Genomic DNA, 15,765 nt, shown 5'->3' on the forward strand with positions numbered 1-15,765 from the left:
GCCCGCCCCCGGTGGCGGACGGCACCCCCGTCCGCCACCGGCCGGGCGGCCTCAGTCCCGGCGCCGCACCTTCAGCGCCGCGTCCGTCCGCTCGACCGGCCGCCCGTCCGGACCGGTCTGCTCCCGCACCAGCTCCTCGCTGAGCTGCACCTCCCACGCGTCCGCGGACAGCCCGAGGGCCGTCAGCACCTCCTCGGGCGTCGGGAACTCCTCCGCGCTGTGCTCGGGGTCCTGCTCCCACGGGGGCGGCCCGGCGTGCCCGACGATCAGCAGCGTCCCGCCGGGCGCCACGGCCGCCGCCGCGGCCCGCAGGATCCCCGCGCGAAAGACCTCGCCGGGATGGTGCAGGAACTGCGCCGACACCAGGTCGAAGCCGCCCTCGGGGAACGCGACGGCCAGGTCGCGCCGCTGCCAGTCGACGCGGTCGGCGACCCCGGCCGCCGCGGCGTGCCGCGCGGCCCGCTCCAGCGCCACCCCCGACACGTCGACCGCGGTGACCCGCCAGCCCTGTCCGGCCAGCCAGATCGCGTCCGCGCCCTCGCCGCACCCCAGGTCCAGGGCGGTCCCCGGGGCCCGGTCGGCGACCTCGCGGACCAGGACGACATTGGGGTTCCCGCTCCAGATGCGGTCGCTCTCGGCGTACCGCGCGTCCCAGAACTCCTCGTCGGGGACGGTCGTGCCGCTGCCGTGCGTCATGGATGTGCTCCTCTTCATCCGGTCACGGCTAAGCCTCGGCCGCAGTGGGCCGAGGCGGCAAAGTCCGTTGCCGATCCGGCAACTTGTGGCGTATCCCCGCGAGTTGTCCCCCTGGGACATTCGGTGCGGCGGCTCCGTCAGATCTCGCCCTCGATCGTCCCGCCCACGTCGTGGGCGATATGCACCGCGGCCTCCTCCGCGGACGCCGCGCCCCCGTCGATGCCGACGTCCCGGGCGACGATGTCGTTGCTCCCGCCGCCGCGCCAGAAGCCGTCGTCGGACGAGACGATCCGCCCGGCCCGCTCCTCGCCGACCTGGTCGTCGTAGGGCTCGCCGGCGCCGCCCGGCAGGTCCCCGATGCCGTCGCCGTCCGGCGGGCTGACGTCCGGGAGCTCCAGGGCGAGCCGGTGGGCCAGGGATTCGCGGTCGTGCTGCTCCTGCGCGGTGCAGCCCTCGTGGTTCACCACGAACGGGCGCTCCGGCGGCGAGTACCCGGTGTCCAGCGCCTCGTCCAGCCCCGGCTCGTCCAGGGCGTCCTCCATGTCGAGGTCGTTGGGGTTGTCCTGCGGGTCGGATCTGGGCGGCTGGTAGACCTCGTCGCCCATGGCGTCGTCGGACATCGCCGCCCTCCTGTTCTCTCTCCGCCTCCGCGTCGGGTGCTGTGCGTGGTGCCGGTGCTGTGCGTGGTGCCTGCTAAGGCAATTGTCCGCCTGCCGGTGCCCCTCGTCCTCAGGAGCGCCGGTCCTCGGTGCCCAGCCCCAGGGACTCGGCGATGCCCTGCACATTGCCGTACCGGTGGTGGGACGGCAGCTGCTCGGCCATCGTGACCAGGCGGTCGGGGGCGTGGTTGCTGCGCAGGGTGCGGATGATGTCGTGGCGCTCCGCCGGGTAGACGCTGCGGCCGAGGTACTGCGCCAGTTCGGAGCGCAGGCCGACATCGCGCTCGGACATCCCGTGCGGGGTGCCGCCGCGGTAGACGCTCTCCGGCGAGGGCGCCGCCATCGGCTGGTCCTCGCCGGGCGGCTCCAGCTCGCGGTTCTCGTCCGCGCGCAGCGAGCGGTCCGCCGTCATCTGGCTCCGAAGCTGCTTCTTCATCATGTCGTCCCGGGCGGGACCGGTCTTGTCCATACCGTGTTCCATGACCATCGCTGCCTCCGTTGCCTTCGGTTCCAGTCTCCCTTTTCCCTCCGGGCTGACAACACGGCGGCGGCGCGGTACGGCCGGGGCGGCGGCCGGCGGCCCGGCCCCAACGCGCGACCGCCCGCCGCCCCGGGAGTCCGGGAGCGACGGGCGGTCGATGCGCGATGCGCGGGGCCCTAGCTAGCTGGGGCCTACTCCTTGGCCTCGGCGGCCACCGGCTTGGGGATCAGGAACGAGGTGCCGATGGCGAGCGCCAGGATCACCACGCCGGCGATCATGCCCGCGGTGTAGCCGCCGGGCGAGGTCGGATCGGCGGGCGCCAGCGCGGTCTTCACCGCGTACAGCGCCGCGAAGCTGAGCCCCGCGCCGAGGTTGAAGGCGCCCGCGTTCAGGCCGGGCAGGAAGCCGGGGTTCTCGCCGGGGGAGAGGACGATGCCGAGCCCGTTGAGGACGATGTTGGCGACGCCGGCGTAGGTGATGCCCACCAGCAGCGAGGTCACCAGCAACAGCACGTGCGAGTGGCCGTGCATGGTCAGCAGCATCAGCACCACCGACCCCACGGCACCCACCAGCCCCAGCCGCAGGATCTTGCCGTAGCCGAAGGTCGCGGCCAGCCGGCCGGCCACCGGACCCATCGCCAACCCGGCGAGCGCGTACGGCGACAGCGTCCACCAGGCGGACTGCTCGGCCGACATCCCCAGACCCGCCTGGGCGTCCTGCGCGAAGGCCGGGATCAGCCCGTTCATCACCGCGAACACGCCGGTCATGGTCAGCACCGTGGTCAGCAGCAGCGACCAGGTGGCCCGTTGCTTGAGGTGCCGGGTGGCGACCAGCGGGTGCCCGCTGCGGTCCTCGGTCCGCCAGAACAGCGCGAACGCGGCGGCGGCCACGACGACCAGCACGGCGATCAACGCCCAGTTGGCGGCGGCGAGTTTGCCCGCCTCGTTCAGCGCGATCAGCAGCGCGCCGACCGAGACGACCAGCAGCGCCACGCCCGGCCAGTCCATCTTGGACGCGGCCGCGGCCTTGGACTCCGGCGTCAGGGTGGCCACCAGGGCGGTGGCCACGGCCGCGACGACCGCCATCGCCCAGAAGACCGACGCGAAGCCGTAGTGGTCGGCGAGGTAGCCGCCGGCCAGCGAATCGACGCCGGCGATACCGCCGTTGACCGCGGTGATCACGCCGAGCAGGGTGCCGTACTTCTTGGGCTCGTGGACCTCGACCCGCAGCATGATCAGGCACAGCGGGACCACCGGCCCGCTCACGCCCTGGATGATCCGCCCGGCGAACAGCATCGGGACGCTGGTCGCCAGCGCGGCGACCACACACCCGACGGCCATCAGGCCGAGCATCCCGGCCAACACCCGGCGCCGGCCGAGGACATCGCCCAGCCGCGGCAGGAACAGCGAGAACAGCGCCGCGGAGGTGAAGAACGCGGTCTGGGTCATGCCGATCTCGGCGGAGCTGGCACCGAGCGAGTCCTCGATGCTCTTCAGCGCCGGGCTGAGCATGCTGGCGTTGAGCTGGAAGGCGAAGCAGGCCGTCAGCAGCGCGGTGACCAGCACGCCCACGCGGACGCCGGACCCGCCCGAAACCCCGGTGGTACGGGGTGTGGTGGAGACGTTCATGCGCGGCCTTCGCCGATCCGCTCCAGGGCGTCCACCACGAGGTTCCAGAACCGCTCGTGGTCCAGCTTGACCGCGACCTGGGTGTGGCAGTCGGCGGGCGCCGGCGCACGGAAGTCGGTCACGGTCATGCCCAGGGTCAGCGCGCCGCGCAGCTCGATGTCGACCGGCGCCTTGCGGACGGTCATCACGTCCGGGTCGATGACGTACGCCACCGCGCACGGGTCGTGCACCGGCGGGAACTCGAAGCCCTGGTTCTCGCGGTACGCCTCACGGAAGAAGTCCAGCAGCTCCAGGACGAACCGGGACGGCTTGGTGCCGAGCGCGGCGATCTTCGCCTCGACCTCGGGGGTGGCCAGCGCCTGGTGGGTGAGGTCCAGGCCGACCATGGTGAGCGGCCACTTCTCGTTGAAGACGATGTGCGCGGCCTCGGGGTCGATGATGATGTTGAACTCGGCGACCGCGCTCCAGTTGCCCTCGTGGAAGCCGCCGCCCATCAGGACGACCTCGCGCACCCGCTCGGCGATCCGGGGCTCCTTGCGCACCGCCATGGCGATGTTGGTCAGCCCGGCGGTCGGGACGATGGTGATCTCGCCCGGCTCGTGGGACATCACGGTGTCGATGATCAGGTCCACCGCGTGCCGGGGGTCCACCTCGAAGGCCGGCTCGGGGAGTTCGGGCCCGTCGAGCCCGGTCTCACCGTGGATCTCGGGGGCGATCTCGACCGACCGGACCAGGGGGCGCGGGTTGCCCGCGGCGAACGGCACGCCGGTGATGCCGGCGATCGTCGCCACCGACAGCGCGTTGCGGGTCACCTTCTCCAGCGTCTGGTTCCCGACCACGGTCGTCACGGCGACCAGTTCGACGTCCGGGTTGCCGTGCGCGAGGAGCATGGCGATCGCGTCGTCATGCCCCGGGTCGCAGTCGAGGATGATCTTTCTGGCCAACGGGAGAGCCCCTTTGCTCTGCGGAACGGTGAAGCGGGCTGAACTCGATCTCTGGGGCACACGCCGTGGCAGGCAGCTACCTAGGGAAAACGTTCTCCGGAAATTTCGCTCATGGCCCGCGGGGATGTCAATGAAACATCAAGGAAGTGTGAGACAGGTGACCCGCATACCCGCTGGTAAGAGGCGGTACCCAGCTGATACGTGTGGGCACGTGCGGTGATAACGATTGCCGCCGACGTCGAGGACGACGGCGCCCGCGCGGCCGGGGTCCCGTAGCGGAAGGGCGCGCCGCCGTGGCCGAAGTGACCTTGCGGGATGTGGCACGGGCGGCGGGCTGCTCCGTCGCCACCGTCTCCCGCGTCCTGGCCGGCACCCGCCCGGTCGGCGCCGAGACCGCCCGCGCCGTGCGGCAGGCCGCCGACCGCCTGGGATACCGCCCCAACGAGGTCGCGCGGGCCCTGCGCAGCCGCGTGACCGGCACCGTCGGCCTGGTCCTCCCGCAGATCGCCAACCCGTTCTTCCCGTCCCTCGTACGGGAGTTGGACCGCGCGTTGCACGCCGAGGGGCGGGCCGTGCTGCTCGCCGACTGCGACGACGACCCGGAGGTGGAGGCGGCCCGGATTGCCGCGCTGTCGGGCCGCCGGGTCGACGCCCTGCTGGTGATCCCGGTCGACGAGCGGCGCAGTCGGGAGGCGGTGGCGGCCGCCGCGGCGCGGGTGCCGTTGGTGCTGCTGGACCGCGGCTGCGGCCCCGGCGTCGCGGACTCGGTCGCCGTCGACAACGCGGCCGGAATGGCGCTCGTGCTGGCCCACTTGGCCGCCACCGGCCGCCGCCGCCCCTGCTTCATCGGCGCCGCCGGAGATGCCTCCGCGGCGGCCGAACGGCGCGCGGCCTATGCGACGGGCGCGGCCGCCCTCGACCCGGCCGCCCCCGAGCGCGCGTTGCTCGGCGAATTCTCCGTGGAGTGGGGTCGGGCCGCCGTCGATCGGCTCTGGCCCGCCCGCCCGGACGCCGTGGTCTGCGCCAACGACCTGATCGCGGCCGGCGCCCTGCAACGGCTGCGCCAACTCGGCGCCGACGTCCCCGGCAAGGTCGCGGTCACCGGCTTCGACGACATCCCGCTGGCCGGCCTCGCCGATCCGGCGCTGACCACGGTCCGTCAGCCGCTGCCCGAACTGGCCGCGGAGGCCGCCCGGTTGCTCCTCGACCGCCCCGCCGGGGCCACGGTTCCCGGCCCCCGCCGCCCGGTCCGCACCGTCCGCCTCGCACCGGAACTGGTGGTCCGCGCGTCCAGCGCGCCGAGCGGGGCCTGAATGACCCGGGTCCGCCCTCTTGACCGTACGCGGTCACGGCGTTAAGTCTAGACCAACCCCTCGGCACGCCCTCGCGTCAACCACCCCCCTACGCGAAAGGGTTGACATGAACAAGAAGAGAAAGCTCGCCGTCTCCATAGGCGCCGGCATCGCCCCTCTCCTCGTCGTCACGATGTCCGTGAGCCCGGCCAGCGCCCACGGATACGTCTCCTCACCGCCCAGCCGGCAGGCCCAGTGTGCGGCCGGCACCGTCGACTGCGGACCCATCAAGTGGGAGCCGCAGAGCGTCGAGGGGCCCAAGGGGCTGACGAGTTGTAGCGGCGGCAACAGCCAATTCGCCGACCTGGACGACGACTCCAAGGCGTGGAAGGTCACCCCGGTCCAGAGCACCCAGAACTTCACCTGGCGCTTCACGGCCCGGCACGCCACCACCAACTTCCAGTATTTCGCCAACGGTCAGAAGATCGCCGAGATCGACGGCCACGGCGCCCAGCCGCCGGCCGAGGTCACCCACAGCGTCAACTTCGGCGGTCTCAAGGGCAAGCAGAAGGTCCTCGCGGTCTGGAACATCGCCGACACCGCCAACGCCTTCTACGCCTGCATCGACGTCAACGTCGGCTAGCCCTCCCACCCCCCACCCCTTACCGCTCTCTTCTCCCGCTTCTCCGCTCACCGTCCCCCACGTCGCCCCGCGACCCGTCCCCGGCCGCGGGGCGACGGCACTCTCAGGCGCACCCGTTACGATCGGCGCATTCAAGGGCCGATGCGGCTGGCCGCAGCCGGGAGGACGAGATGGGTCTGTTCCGCCGGGGACCGAAACGGGACCCCCGCGACGTCGCGCGCGACGACGAGTTCGGCTTCTTCTCGGAGCGGGAAGGCCGCCTGTTCAGATCCGAGGTCCGGCAGGCGTTCGCCGAGCGCGGTCTGGAGGTCACCGCCTACGCCGGAGTGGTCACCGACTCCGCGGGCCGCCAGTTCGGCCTCGGCAATCTGGCCGCCGTCTGCCACCGCGACCGCCGCGGCGAGCGCTGTTGGCCCGCGCTGATCCGCGACCACGTCGGCAAGGTGCTGCGCACCATGGACGGCCCGCAGCCGCTGGAGATCCTCTCCCACGACGAGATCCGGGCCTGCCTCTACCCCCGCGTCGTCGCCCAGGAGACCCTGCCCGCCTCCGACTCCTTCCGCTACGGCCGCGAGCCGGCCCCGGGGTTGTGCGAGGTGCTCGCCCTCGACCTGCCCGAGGCGGTCCAGATGCTCAGCGAGGACTCCCTCACCGACCTCGGGGACGTCGCGGAGCTGCGGATCCGGGCGATGAACAACCTGCGGGCGCTGCCGGTCGAGGGGCACGAGACGGTGCGCCGCGGCGACGGCTCGGCGTTCGAAGTGCTGCTCGGCGACTCCTTCTTCACCGCGAGCCGGGTCCTGGTCCTGGACGAGCTCGTCGAGCGGCTGATGGGCACCGGACTCACCGGGGACGGCGCCCTGGTCGCCCTGCCCTTCCGCCACCAACTCGCCTTCCACCGCATCCACGACGCCCAGGTCATCCCGGCGCTCCAGGCCATGGCGCAGTTCGCGGCCGCCGGCCACGAGGACGCGGCGGGCGCGATCAGCCCCCGGGTGTACTGGTGGCGCCGCGGCAGGATGACGCCGCTCAGCGAACCGGACGGCGACGGGCTGCGGGTGGTGGTCGACGTGGAGTTCCAGGACATGTTGGAACGGCTGGTGCAGGACGAGCCGTAGCCGCCCCGGCGCTCTGGGGCCGCTCCGCGAAAAATTTCCGGGAAATCCTCGCTCGGTGGGGAACTCCGGCCGGTCGAGCGCCGTTTACCAGGGTGAGGCCCCGCGCGTTCCCCCGTGCGTGGGGCCTCACCCCTGCCGTCGGACTGCGGCCGTCGGCGCACCCGTTGGGCGCGGGCCGTCATCCGCCGAGCGTCGCCCGCTCCTCGTCGGTGAAGAGCCGGGAGCGGATCAGGAAGCGCACGCCGTCCGGCGCCTCCAGCGAGAAGCCGCTGCCCCGCCCCGGTACGACGTCCACCGTCAGATGGGTGTGCCGCCAGCGGGCGAACTGGTCGGCGGACATCCAGAAGCCCACCGGCTCGGGTACGTCGTCCACCGTCAACTCGGCCAACAGCACGTCCGAGTCGCCGGTGCGGAACTCCCCCTCCGGGTAGCACATCGGCGCGCTGCCGTCGCAGCAGCCGCCGGACTGATGGAACATCAGCGGTCCGTGTCGCGCGCGCAGCGACCGCAGCAGCGCGGCGGCGGCGTCGGTGAGCGCGATCCGCGCGGTGTCCTGCGGCGGGCCGGTGCCCTCGTCGTCCATGGTGTCGCCCCTTCCTCGGCCGGTGGCGGCGGGCCGCCCCCGCTGCCGGGCGGGGGAGTGCCCGCCCGGCAGCATGGCAGAGGCCCGCCCCGCTCCGGAATACGGCCGATCAACTCCCGTGCGGCGCCGGACGGTTGAGCAGCGCCTCGGCGATGGCCACCTGGGCCGGCTCCAGGGCGTGCTCGCCGTCCTCGACGTCCCACAGGGCGTTCTGCAGGACCCGGCCGAGCGTCCAGGCCACCGCCCGCTCCCGGTCCAGGCCGACCACCTCGGTCAGCAGGTCGAACCGCCGCAGCACCGCCCGCCGCACGTCACCGGTGGCCACCACCTCGTCCCACCGGTTGTCCAGCGCGGGCAGCAGCTCGAAGCCGGGGTCGCCGGCGAGCGGTTCGGGGTCGATGGCGAGCCAGGGCTCCCGCTGCCCGGCCAGCACGTTGTCGTAGTGCAGGTCCCAGTGCAGCAGGCGGTCGCCGGCCTCGTCGAGGAGCTCGGCGACGGTGGCCGCGCAGTGCCGCACCAGGCGCCGCTCGGCCGGGTCGTCGAGTGCCGGGACGGCCTGCGGGGTCTGCTCCACCATGGCGGCGGCGACGTCCGCGAGCCGCCGCAGGGCCGCCGGGGCGGGCACCGCCACCAGCCGGGCCATCAGCTCGGCCAGGATGCCCAGCGCCTCGGTGTCGTCGGGCACCGCCGACAGCGGTCGGCCGGCGTCCAGCCGCTCCAACAACTGGGTGGCGCTGGCCTCGTCGTGGTCGAGCAGGCGCACCATGCCGTTGCCGCGCCAGGCCAGCAGGCTCGCGGCGGCGCCGGCGTTCTCCTCGCGCGGCTGCTGGAGCTTGAGCGCGGCCGGCGTCCCGTCCGGGCGCCGCACCGGCAGGACGAGCGAGGCCATGCCGTACCGGGCGGGACCGTCCGGCCGCAGCGCCCAGCGGTCGAGGAACTCGGCGCCCAGCGCCGGCAGCGTGGTCAGCCAGGCGCGCTCCGCGGCGCCGTGCGCACCGTAGGACGCGGTGAACGCCTGAGGGACGTCGATCGGGGTCGACGTGGTCATCGGGGACTCTCCTTCGTGGGTCCAAAACCTTGCGGGTGCGGTAACGAAGGAGGTGGCGGGGGTGCCCGGGCCGCGGGCCTGCGTCAAAGCATGCCCCCACCCTAACTCGCCCGGGTACGGCCGGGTCCGGCCGTCACCCCGGCCGGGGTGACGGCGGTGCGGGGCCGACGGCCGAGGCCCACCGGCCGAGGAGCGCCGCGCGCCCGGAGCGGCCGTTGGTGCTCGCCGACCGACGCCAACTTGCCGTGGTGGGGCGGGAAATGGCGACGGGTCAGTGGGCGGCGGGTGCCCGGTGCACCGTACGAGCGGGGAGTCGGGGCGTCCGGCGCGGGAGCGGGCGCCGGTTACGGCGTGCCGTTCTGGGTGCTGCGCCGGACGCCGTCGGGGCCGTCGTCCTGGGCGGGGATGCGGGCGCCCGCCCAGCCCTGCACGGCCGGTTCCTGGAGCGAGCGGACCCACCAGTCGGCCAGTGTGGTCTCCGGTCCGGACGGACGGGGGCCGACGCCGATCACCCGGAGCCCGGCGGCCGCGGCCGCCTGGATGCCGCAGTGCGAGTCCTCGACGGCCAGTGCGCTGGCCGGCTCGACCCCGCAGAGCCGGGCCGCGGTCAGATAGACGTCCGGGTGGGGCTTGGGTCTGGTGGTGGAGTTGGGCACCACGATATGGCCGAAGAACCGGCGTAGCCCGGCGAAGTCCAGGCAGGACTCGACGACTTCCAGCGGGCAGTTGCTCGCCACCGCCAGCGGGGCGAACCGGGCGGCCGAGCGCACCAGTTCGGGGGCGCCGGGCATGGTCGTCGGGTTGGCCGCGACGAGTTGACGGAAGCGATCGAGCAGCGAGGCCGTCAACTCCTCGGTCAGTTCCGGCCGGCCGACCGACTCGGCCATCAGCCGGCCGCACTCGGTGTAGTGCAGGCCCCGGGCCCGTTCCGCGAACCCCGGGGCGGGGGCGTAGCCGTATTCACGCAGCACCGCGTCACGGGCGTCCACCCAGTGGCGTTCGGTGTCCATCAACGTGCCGTCACAGTCGAAGACGACGGCGGCGGGGGTCCAGGAAAGGATGCGGTGTGCTGTCATTCGAGGTTCCGTTCCGCTGGGCCCGGAGGGCGGCGACGTGACCGGGTGGCCTTTCGAGGCATGACGGCATCGGTGCACGGCCGCGGCAGCGGGCTTGAAGGTTCCCGACGGGGGGCGGCTCCCGCGCACGGGAGATCAACGCGCGCTCCGCGTCGGAAAATAACGATCGTTACGCTACGGACGGCAACGCGGCAGGGTCAATACATCGACAAAAGTCCATATTTTATGCCCTATGTGTAACTGAGGGTGCCGTAGGCCGTTGGTGTGCCGCCCTGGACGATGCGGAACACGCACGTCGAGTGGTGTCGGGTGCACAGCACGCGTGCGAGCGGCGCGAGTTCGGTGAACCGCACCGCCCGGAGCCGCCCACCGCGCGGGCGCGCCAGCGCGCCTTGGGTGCGGTACGCGACCGCCTGCCGCGCGGCCTCCAGGAGCACCATCCCGGGCACGTGGTCGGTGGGGTGGTCGAAGAGGAACGGGTGCAGCGGGTCGGCCGGCGCCACCAACAGCCCGTCGCCGTCCAGGCCGTCCAGGGCGACGACCGCGTCCTGGGGGTGGTTCACGGCCAGCGCGGCGACGCCCGGGTGGTGTGCCGGGGGTGGGGGCGCGGGCGGCGGTGCGCCGTCCGCGCTCCGGGCGCGCAGGGCGGCGTAGCCCGCCCCGGGCACGAACCGGACCCCGCCGCCGCCCCGGCCGAAAACCGCCCCTCCGGCGGCGAAGTCGACGTCCAGCCGCAGGCCGGTGAGGGTCCCGTCCGGTGCCCGTCGGACGCCGCTGACGCGGGCGCGGCAGGTGATCTCGGTCGCGCCGGGGGCGGCCTTCGGTTCGGCCTCCGGGGTCAGCCGGAAGTGCAGGTCGGTGATGATCGCGTGGCATGCCGCGGGGGCCCCGTAGAACCGCAGTGGGACGTACAGGCCGAGCTGGCGCAGGGTCTCCACCAGGACCAGCGGGCTGTGCCGTTGCGGCCCGGTGCGCGGGAACGTCGTGTGGGCCCGTGGCCAGCACGCCGCCGCGTCGAAGGTGTCCGTGACCGGCGCCGGGCGGACGTCCGTGAGGAGGACCTCGGCTACCGAGGTCCGGTGCACCAACTCCCGCTCGACGGTCCGGGACCAACTGAGCGGGCGGCTCTTTTCGGTCGGGCCGGAAGGTGACGTATTCATATGACCAGGGAATATCGAAAATCGAACACCCGCACCCGTGAATTGAGGGAGACGGGGCGCGGTACATTGCCAGCAGATGGCACGGGAACGACCTCTGAGGTGTGTGTGCAGATCCGGGCGAAGACGACGCGCAGGTTCCTTCTGGAAGCGGCTGCAACGCTGTTCGACGAGCGGGGTTATGCCGGTACGAGCATCAGCGATATCAGCGCGCATTCCGGCCGCACCAGCGGCGCGATCTATTTCCATTTCGCCAGTAAGGAGAAGCTCGCGCTGGCCATCGTCGAGGAGCACTTCGCCACCTGGCCACAACTGATCAGCCGTTACCGACAGCCCGGCGTACCGGCGTTGGAGAAACTCGTCGGGCTGAGTTTCGAGGTGGCGCGGGCGTTCCGGGACGACGTCGTGGTCCGGGCCGGGGCCCGACTGTGGGCGGAGCGCAAGGCCATCGAGACCCAGCTTCCGACGCCGTTCCTCGGCTGGATCGAGGCGGTGGCCCAGCTCCTCGAAGAGGCCGTCCGCAACGGCGAACTGGCCGCCGGGGTGCAGCCGTTGGTCACCGCGCACGGTGTGGTCTGCGCCTTCTTCGGGCTGCACACCGTCTCCGACGCGCTGGAGGGGCGACGCAATATCGAGGAGCACCTCGACGACCTGTGGCTGTTGCTGCTGCGCGGCCTCCAGGCCGAGCCGGACCCGGCCGCGCTGCTGGACCGGGTGCACCGCCGGGATCGCGGTGCGACACCGGCGCCCGAGCCCGCCTAAGGTCCTGCCCGACGGCGGTGCCGGGGGCGGCCGTTACGGGCGGCGGCCGGCGCGCAGGAAGCGGCGCAATGTCGTCAGCGGCCAGGCATTGATGATGTCTTCCTTGGTGAGCCAGCCGCGCTGCGCTGTGCCGATTCCGTAGCGCAGATAGGGCAGATGGGTGGTGGCGTGCGCGTCGGAGTTCACCGCGAATTTCACGCCGTGCCGCTTGGCGCGCAGGATGTCCTCGTCGCACAGGTCCAACCGCTCGGGGTGCGCGTTGATTTCCAGGGCGGTGCCGGTGCGGGCGCAGGCTTCGAATACCGCGTCGAAGTCCGCGTCGATTCCCGGGCGCTTGCCGATCAGCCGGGTGGTGGGATGGCCGATGATCGCGACGTACGGATTCTCGCAGGCGCGGATCAGGCGGCGGGTGAGGGCCCGACGGCTCTGGTTGAAGTGCGAATGCACCGAGGCCACGCAGAGGTCGAATTCCGCCAGGAACGCGTCGGGCCAGTCGACTTCGCCGTCCGGGCCGATGTTGAGTTCGGTGCCGTGCAGCAGCCGCATGCCGCGGTGCTTGCGGTCCAGGGCCCGCACCGCGTCCCGTTGGGCCAGCATCTTCTCGTCGGTCATCCGCTGCATGTAGAGGTTCGGCGCGTGGTCGGTGACCGCGTAGTACGCGTAGCCGCGGTCGGCGGCCGCGGCGACCATGTCTTCCAGGGAGGACAGACCGTCGGTGAGGTCGGTGTGGGTGTGCAGATCGCCCCGGATGTCCTTCTCGGTGACCAGGTCGGGCAGTTCGTCGCGGAGGCCGGCGGCGACCTCGCCGCGGTCCTCGCGCAACGGCGGTGCGATCCACGGCAGTCCGAGCCGGGCGTAGATGTCTTCCTCCGTCTCCGAGGTGACCAACTCGCCGGTCTCGCTGTCGAACAGCCCGTATTCGGACAGCTTGAGGCCGTTGCGCACCGCGATCGCGCGGGTCCGGATGTTGTGCGCCTTGGACCCGGTGAAGTACTGGAGGCCCGCGCCCCAGGAGGCCGGTGGCAGCACCCGCAGGTCCACCTGGAGGCCCTTGGTGGTGCGGACCGAGGTCTTCTTCTCGCCGTGCGCGATGACCTCGGCGGTGGACGGGAGTTGTGCCAGCGCCGTCATGAACGGCGCGGACCGCTCGGCGGCGACGAGGATGTCGATGTCCCCGATGGTCTCCCGCATCCGGCGCAGCGACCCGGCGTAGGCGCAGCGCTCGCAGCCGGCGATCCGGGACAGTTCGCCGGTGATCTGCTCGGCGACGTCCATCGCGGCGTTGAGCAGGATGCGGCCGCCGCCCGCCTTCTGGAGCAGCGCGATGCCGTGCAGGATGTTCTCCTCGGTCTTCTCGCCGAACCCCTTCAGCTCCCGCAGCCGCTCCTCGTGGACGGCGTCCAGCAGTTGGTCGACGGAGGTGATCCCCAGCTCCTCGTAGAGGACCAGGGCCTTCTTCGGGCCGAGCGTCGGGATGGTGATCAACTCCCGTACGCCGGCCGGGATCGCCGCGCGGGTCTCCTCGATCACCGACACCCGGCCCGAGCGCAGGAACTCCACCACTTTCTCCGCGATCGAGGCGCCGACGTGCGGGATCTCCCGCAGCCCCTTGGCGTCCAGCTTCGAGACGTCGGCGGGGTGCCCCCCGATGGCCCGGGCGGCCTTCTCGTACGCCCGGGCCTTGAAGGCGTCGCCGCCGGTGATCGCGAGGAGGTCGGCGTACTCCTGGAGCAGCGCCTCGACCTCGTCATTGGCGCGGACCATACCTCCAGGGTGCCTCCGGAGCGGCCCGGCGGCAGCCGGGCCGGGGTGAGGGCCTGTCCGACCCTGACCCATCGGACAAGTCCTAGGGGGTGAGACCGGCGTCGCGGGCCAGCAGCGCGGCCTGGACGCGGTTGGTCACCTCCAGCGCGGTGAGGATGCGGCTGACGTGGGCCTTGACGGTGCTCTCCCGCATGCCGAGGCGGGCCGCGACGTCGGCGTTGGTCGCGCCGCCGGCGAGCAGGGTCAGCACCTCGCGTTCGCGCGGGGTGAGCCGGCCCAGGCGGGACCGGGCGGCGGCCGTCTGCGGGCGGCCGGCGGCGTGGTAGCGGTCGATCACCCGGCGGGCCGCGGCGGGGTGCAGCATGGCCGAGCCGGCGGCGACGAGGTGGACGGCGCGCAGGATCTCGGCCGGTTCGGCGTCCTTGAGCAGGAAGCCGTCGGCGCCGGCGGCGAGCGCGTCGTAGACATAGGTGTCGAGGTCGAAGGTGGTCAGGGTGATCACCTTCGGGGGGTGTGGCAGGGCGCGCAGCCGGGCGGTGGCGGTGATGCCGTCCATCCGCGGCATGCGGACGTCGACCAGGGCGACGTCGATGCGGTGGGCGGTGGCCAGCTCGACGGCCTCCAGGCCGTCGGACGCCTGGGCGACGAGCTCGATGCCGGGGTCGCCGTCGAGCAGGTCGGCCAGGCCCAGCCGGACCAGGGCGTCGTCGTCGACGATCAGGGAGCGGATCATGTGCGGGCGCCGTTCTGCTCGTTGCCGGGTGGGTGGGGGAGGCGGGCGGTCAGTCGCCAGGAGCCGGACGCCCCGGGGCCGGCGCGCAGCTCGCCGCCGAGGGCGGTGACCCGCTCGCGGAGGCCGACCAGGCCGAAGCCGGAGGCGACGGCGTCCGCGGTGCGGGTGCCGGGGGCGTTGTCGACCTCGACGGTGGTGGCGGGCGGGCGGTAGTCGATGCGGAGGGTCACCGGGGCGCCGGCGGCGTGCTTGCGGGCGTTGGTCAGTGCCTCCTGGACCAGGCGGTGGACGGCCAGGCGGTGGGCGGCGGGCGCCTGTTGGGGCCGGCCGTCGAGGTGCACCGCGACCTCCTGCCCGGCGGCGCGGGCCTGGGCGAGAAGGTCGTCCACCGCGCGCAGCACGGGTGCCGGGGCGTCGGCGGCCGCGGTGTCGGGGTCGCGCAGCGCGCCGAGGACGTCCCGCAGGTCGGCCAGCGCCTCGGTGGATGCGGTCCGCAGCAGGACCAGGCGCTGGCCGACGCGGTCGGGCAGCGCGTCCGCCCGGGTGGCCAGCACGCCGGTGTGCAGGGCGATCAGGCTCAGGCGGTGGGCCAGCACGTCGTGCATCTCGGCGGCGATCCGGGACCGTTCGGCGGCCCGGGCCGCCTCCTCGCGCAACTCCCGCTCGATCCACAGGTGTTCGACCTGCGCGGTGAGCGCCCGCACCAGGCGGCGCCGGTTGCCCATCCACAGCCCGCCCAGCACGGCCGGCAACAGGAACAGACTGGAGCCGTACTGCTGCGGGGTCCACAGCGAGAAGGCCGGGACGGTGAGCAGATTGGCGCCCAGCACGGTGACGGAGGAGCCCACCGCGAGCCAGCCGCGGCGCCGCGCCGCCAGGTCGAACAGCGCCACGAGCAGCAGCGGCATCGTCGGCCAGCCCCACCAGGCCGTCGCCGCGGTGGTCAGCAGCGGGGCGATCGGCCACGGCAACCGCCGCACCAGCAGGGCGAGTCCGCACAGCACCCCCGCGGCCGGACACAGCGCCAGATACCGGCCGTCGGCGGCCGAGGCGCCGTTCTGCACGGTGACCAGGGTCAGCACCACCACCAGAGCGCGCCGCCCGTACGCCGCCCACCGGGGGCTCTCCCGCCAGCTCAGTCCCGTCATTCCCGGCATCCTAAGTGGCCCGCGAGGCCCACC

The 15,765-nt window shown here is 72.9% G+C and carries 16 protein-coding genes; 4 read left to right on the top strand and 12 right to left on the bottom strand.

Going from position 1 to position 15,765, the window contains the following annotated elements; genetic code table 11:
* Positions 1–51: 51 nt before the first annotated feature.
* The 5 genes from ACFVFQ_RS22070 to ACFVFQ_RS22090 form a co-directional block, all read right to left on the bottom strand.
* The gene (locus tag ACFVFQ_RS22070; protein WP_383418615.1) at positions 52–696 is read right to left on the bottom strand and encodes a class I SAM-dependent methyltransferase; all 645 of its coding nucleotides are present in this window, start codon (positions 694–696) and stop codon (positions 52–54) included.
* A 137-nt stretch (positions 697–833) separates the two neighbouring features.
* Positions 834–1,316, bottom strand: coding sequence for a DUF5709 domain-containing protein (locus ACFVFQ_RS22075; protein WP_383418617.1), 483 nt, complete (start codon positions 1,314–1,316; stop codon positions 834–836).
* Positions 1,317–1,425: 109 nt separating this feature from the next.
* The gene (locus tag ACFVFQ_RS22080) at positions 1,426–1,842 is read right to left on the bottom strand and encodes a DUF2795 domain-containing protein (RefSeq protein WP_383418619.1); all 417 of its coding nucleotides are present in this window, start codon (positions 1,840–1,842) and stop codon (positions 1,426–1,428) included.
* A gap of 185 nt (positions 1,843–2,027) precedes the next feature.
* The gene (locus ACFVFQ_RS22085) at positions 2,028–3,464 is read right to left on the bottom strand and encodes an MFS transporter (RefSeq protein ID WP_383418621.1); all 1,437 of its coding nucleotides are present in this window, start codon (positions 3,462–3,464) and stop codon (positions 2,028–2,030) included.
* Positions 3,461–4,408 carry a nucleoside hydrolase gene (locus tag ACFVFQ_RS22090; protein WP_383418623.1) on the bottom strand — a complete coding sequence of 316 codons (948 nt, stop codon included), beginning with the start codon at positions 4,406–4,408 and terminating at the stop codon, positions 3,461–3,463. The genes ACFVFQ_RS22085 and ACFVFQ_RS22090 overlap by 4 nt, the downstream gene beginning before the upstream one ends.
* Before the next feature lie 293 nt (positions 4,409–4,701).
* Here ACFVFQ_RS22090 and ACFVFQ_RS22095 point away from each other — a divergent pair, with 293 nt between their 5' ends.
* From ACFVFQ_RS22095 to ACFVFQ_RS22105, 3 genes are all read left to right on the top strand, one after another.
* Positions 4,702–5,721: a LacI family DNA-binding transcriptional regulator gene (locus tag ACFVFQ_RS22095; protein ID WP_383418625.1), complete on the top strand. Its 1,020-nt coding sequence runs from the start codon at positions 4,702–4,704 to the stop codon at positions 5,719–5,721.
* Between the two features lie 106 nt (positions 5,722–5,827).
* Positions 5,828–6,343 (top strand): lytic polysaccharide monooxygenase auxiliary activity family 9 protein, encoded by a 516-nt coding sequence (locus ACFVFQ_RS22100; RefSeq protein WP_383418627.1) that lies wholly within the window; start codon positions 5,828–5,830, stop codon positions 6,341–6,343.
* A 170-nt stretch (positions 6,344–6,513) separates the two neighbouring features.
* The gene (locus ACFVFQ_RS22105; protein ID WP_383418629.1) at positions 6,514–7,461 is read left to right on the top strand and encodes a hypothetical protein; all 948 of its coding nucleotides are present in this window, start codon (positions 6,514–6,516) and stop codon (positions 7,459–7,461) included.
* Between the two features lie 178 nt (positions 7,462–7,639).
* Here the strand turns inward: ACFVFQ_RS22105 and ACFVFQ_RS22110 are convergent, their stop codons facing one another.
* The 4 genes from ACFVFQ_RS22110 to ACFVFQ_RS22125 form a co-directional block, all read right to left on the bottom strand.
* Positions 7,640–8,044 carry a DUF779 domain-containing protein gene (locus ACFVFQ_RS22110; RefSeq protein ID WP_383418631.1) on the bottom strand — a complete coding sequence of 135 codons (405 nt, stop codon included), beginning with the start codon at positions 8,042–8,044 and terminating at the stop codon, positions 7,640–7,642.
* A gap of 109 nt (positions 8,045–8,153) precedes the next feature.
* The gene (locus ACFVFQ_RS22115; RefSeq protein ID WP_383418633.1) at positions 8,154–9,092 is read right to left on the bottom strand and encodes an aminoglycoside phosphotransferase family protein; all 939 of its coding nucleotides are present in this window, start codon (positions 9,090–9,092) and stop codon (positions 8,154–8,156) included.
* A gap of 344 nt (positions 9,093–9,436) precedes the next feature.
* A complete protein-coding gene (locus tag ACFVFQ_RS22120) occupies positions 9,437–10,168 on the bottom strand; it encodes an HAD family hydrolase (protein WP_383418635.1) in 732 nt (243 codons plus the stop codon).
* Between the two features lie 230 nt (positions 10,169–10,398).
* Positions 10,399–11,328 (bottom strand): ScbA/BarX family gamma-butyrolactone biosynthesis protein, encoded by a 930-nt coding sequence (locus ACFVFQ_RS22125; RefSeq protein WP_383418637.1) that lies wholly within the window; start codon positions 11,326–11,328, stop codon positions 10,399–10,401.
* Between the two features lie 105 nt (positions 11,329–11,433).
* Between ACFVFQ_RS22125 and ACFVFQ_RS22130 the strand changes: the two genes are divergently transcribed.
* Positions 11,434–12,087 (top strand): ScbR family autoregulator-binding transcription factor, encoded by a 654-nt coding sequence (locus tag ACFVFQ_RS22130; protein WP_383418690.1) that lies wholly within the window; start codon positions 11,434–11,436, stop codon positions 12,085–12,087.
* A gap of 33 nt (positions 12,088–12,120) precedes the next feature.
* Here ACFVFQ_RS22130 and polX read toward each other — a convergent pair whose 3' ends face one another.
* The 3 genes from polX to ACFVFQ_RS22145 all read right to left on the bottom strand — a co-directional run bounded on the left by polX (position 12,121) and on the right by ACFVFQ_RS22145 (position 15,732).
* Positions 12,121–13,851, bottom strand: a complete 1,731-nt coding sequence (gene polX / locus ACFVFQ_RS22135; RefSeq protein WP_383418639.1) for a DNA polymerase/3'-5' exonuclease PolX — start codon at positions 13,849–13,851, stop codon at positions 12,121–12,123.
* Between the two features lie 82 nt (positions 13,852–13,933).
* A complete protein-coding gene (locus tag ACFVFQ_RS22140; RefSeq protein WP_383418641.1) occupies positions 13,934–14,584 on the bottom strand; it encodes a response regulator in 651 nt (216 codons plus the stop codon).
* A complete protein-coding gene (locus tag ACFVFQ_RS22145; RefSeq protein ID WP_383418643.1) occupies positions 14,581–15,732 on the bottom strand; it encodes a sensor histidine kinase in 1,152 nt (383 codons plus the stop codon). The genes ACFVFQ_RS22140 and ACFVFQ_RS22145 overlap by 4 nt, the downstream gene beginning before the upstream one ends.
* Positions 15,733–15,765 lie beyond the last annotated feature (33 nt).

Source organism: Streptomyces sp. NPDC057743 (genome assembly GCF_042798755.1).
Taxonomy (GTDB): domain Bacteria; phylum Actinomycetota; class Actinomycetes; order Streptomycetales; family Streptomycetaceae; genus Streptomyces.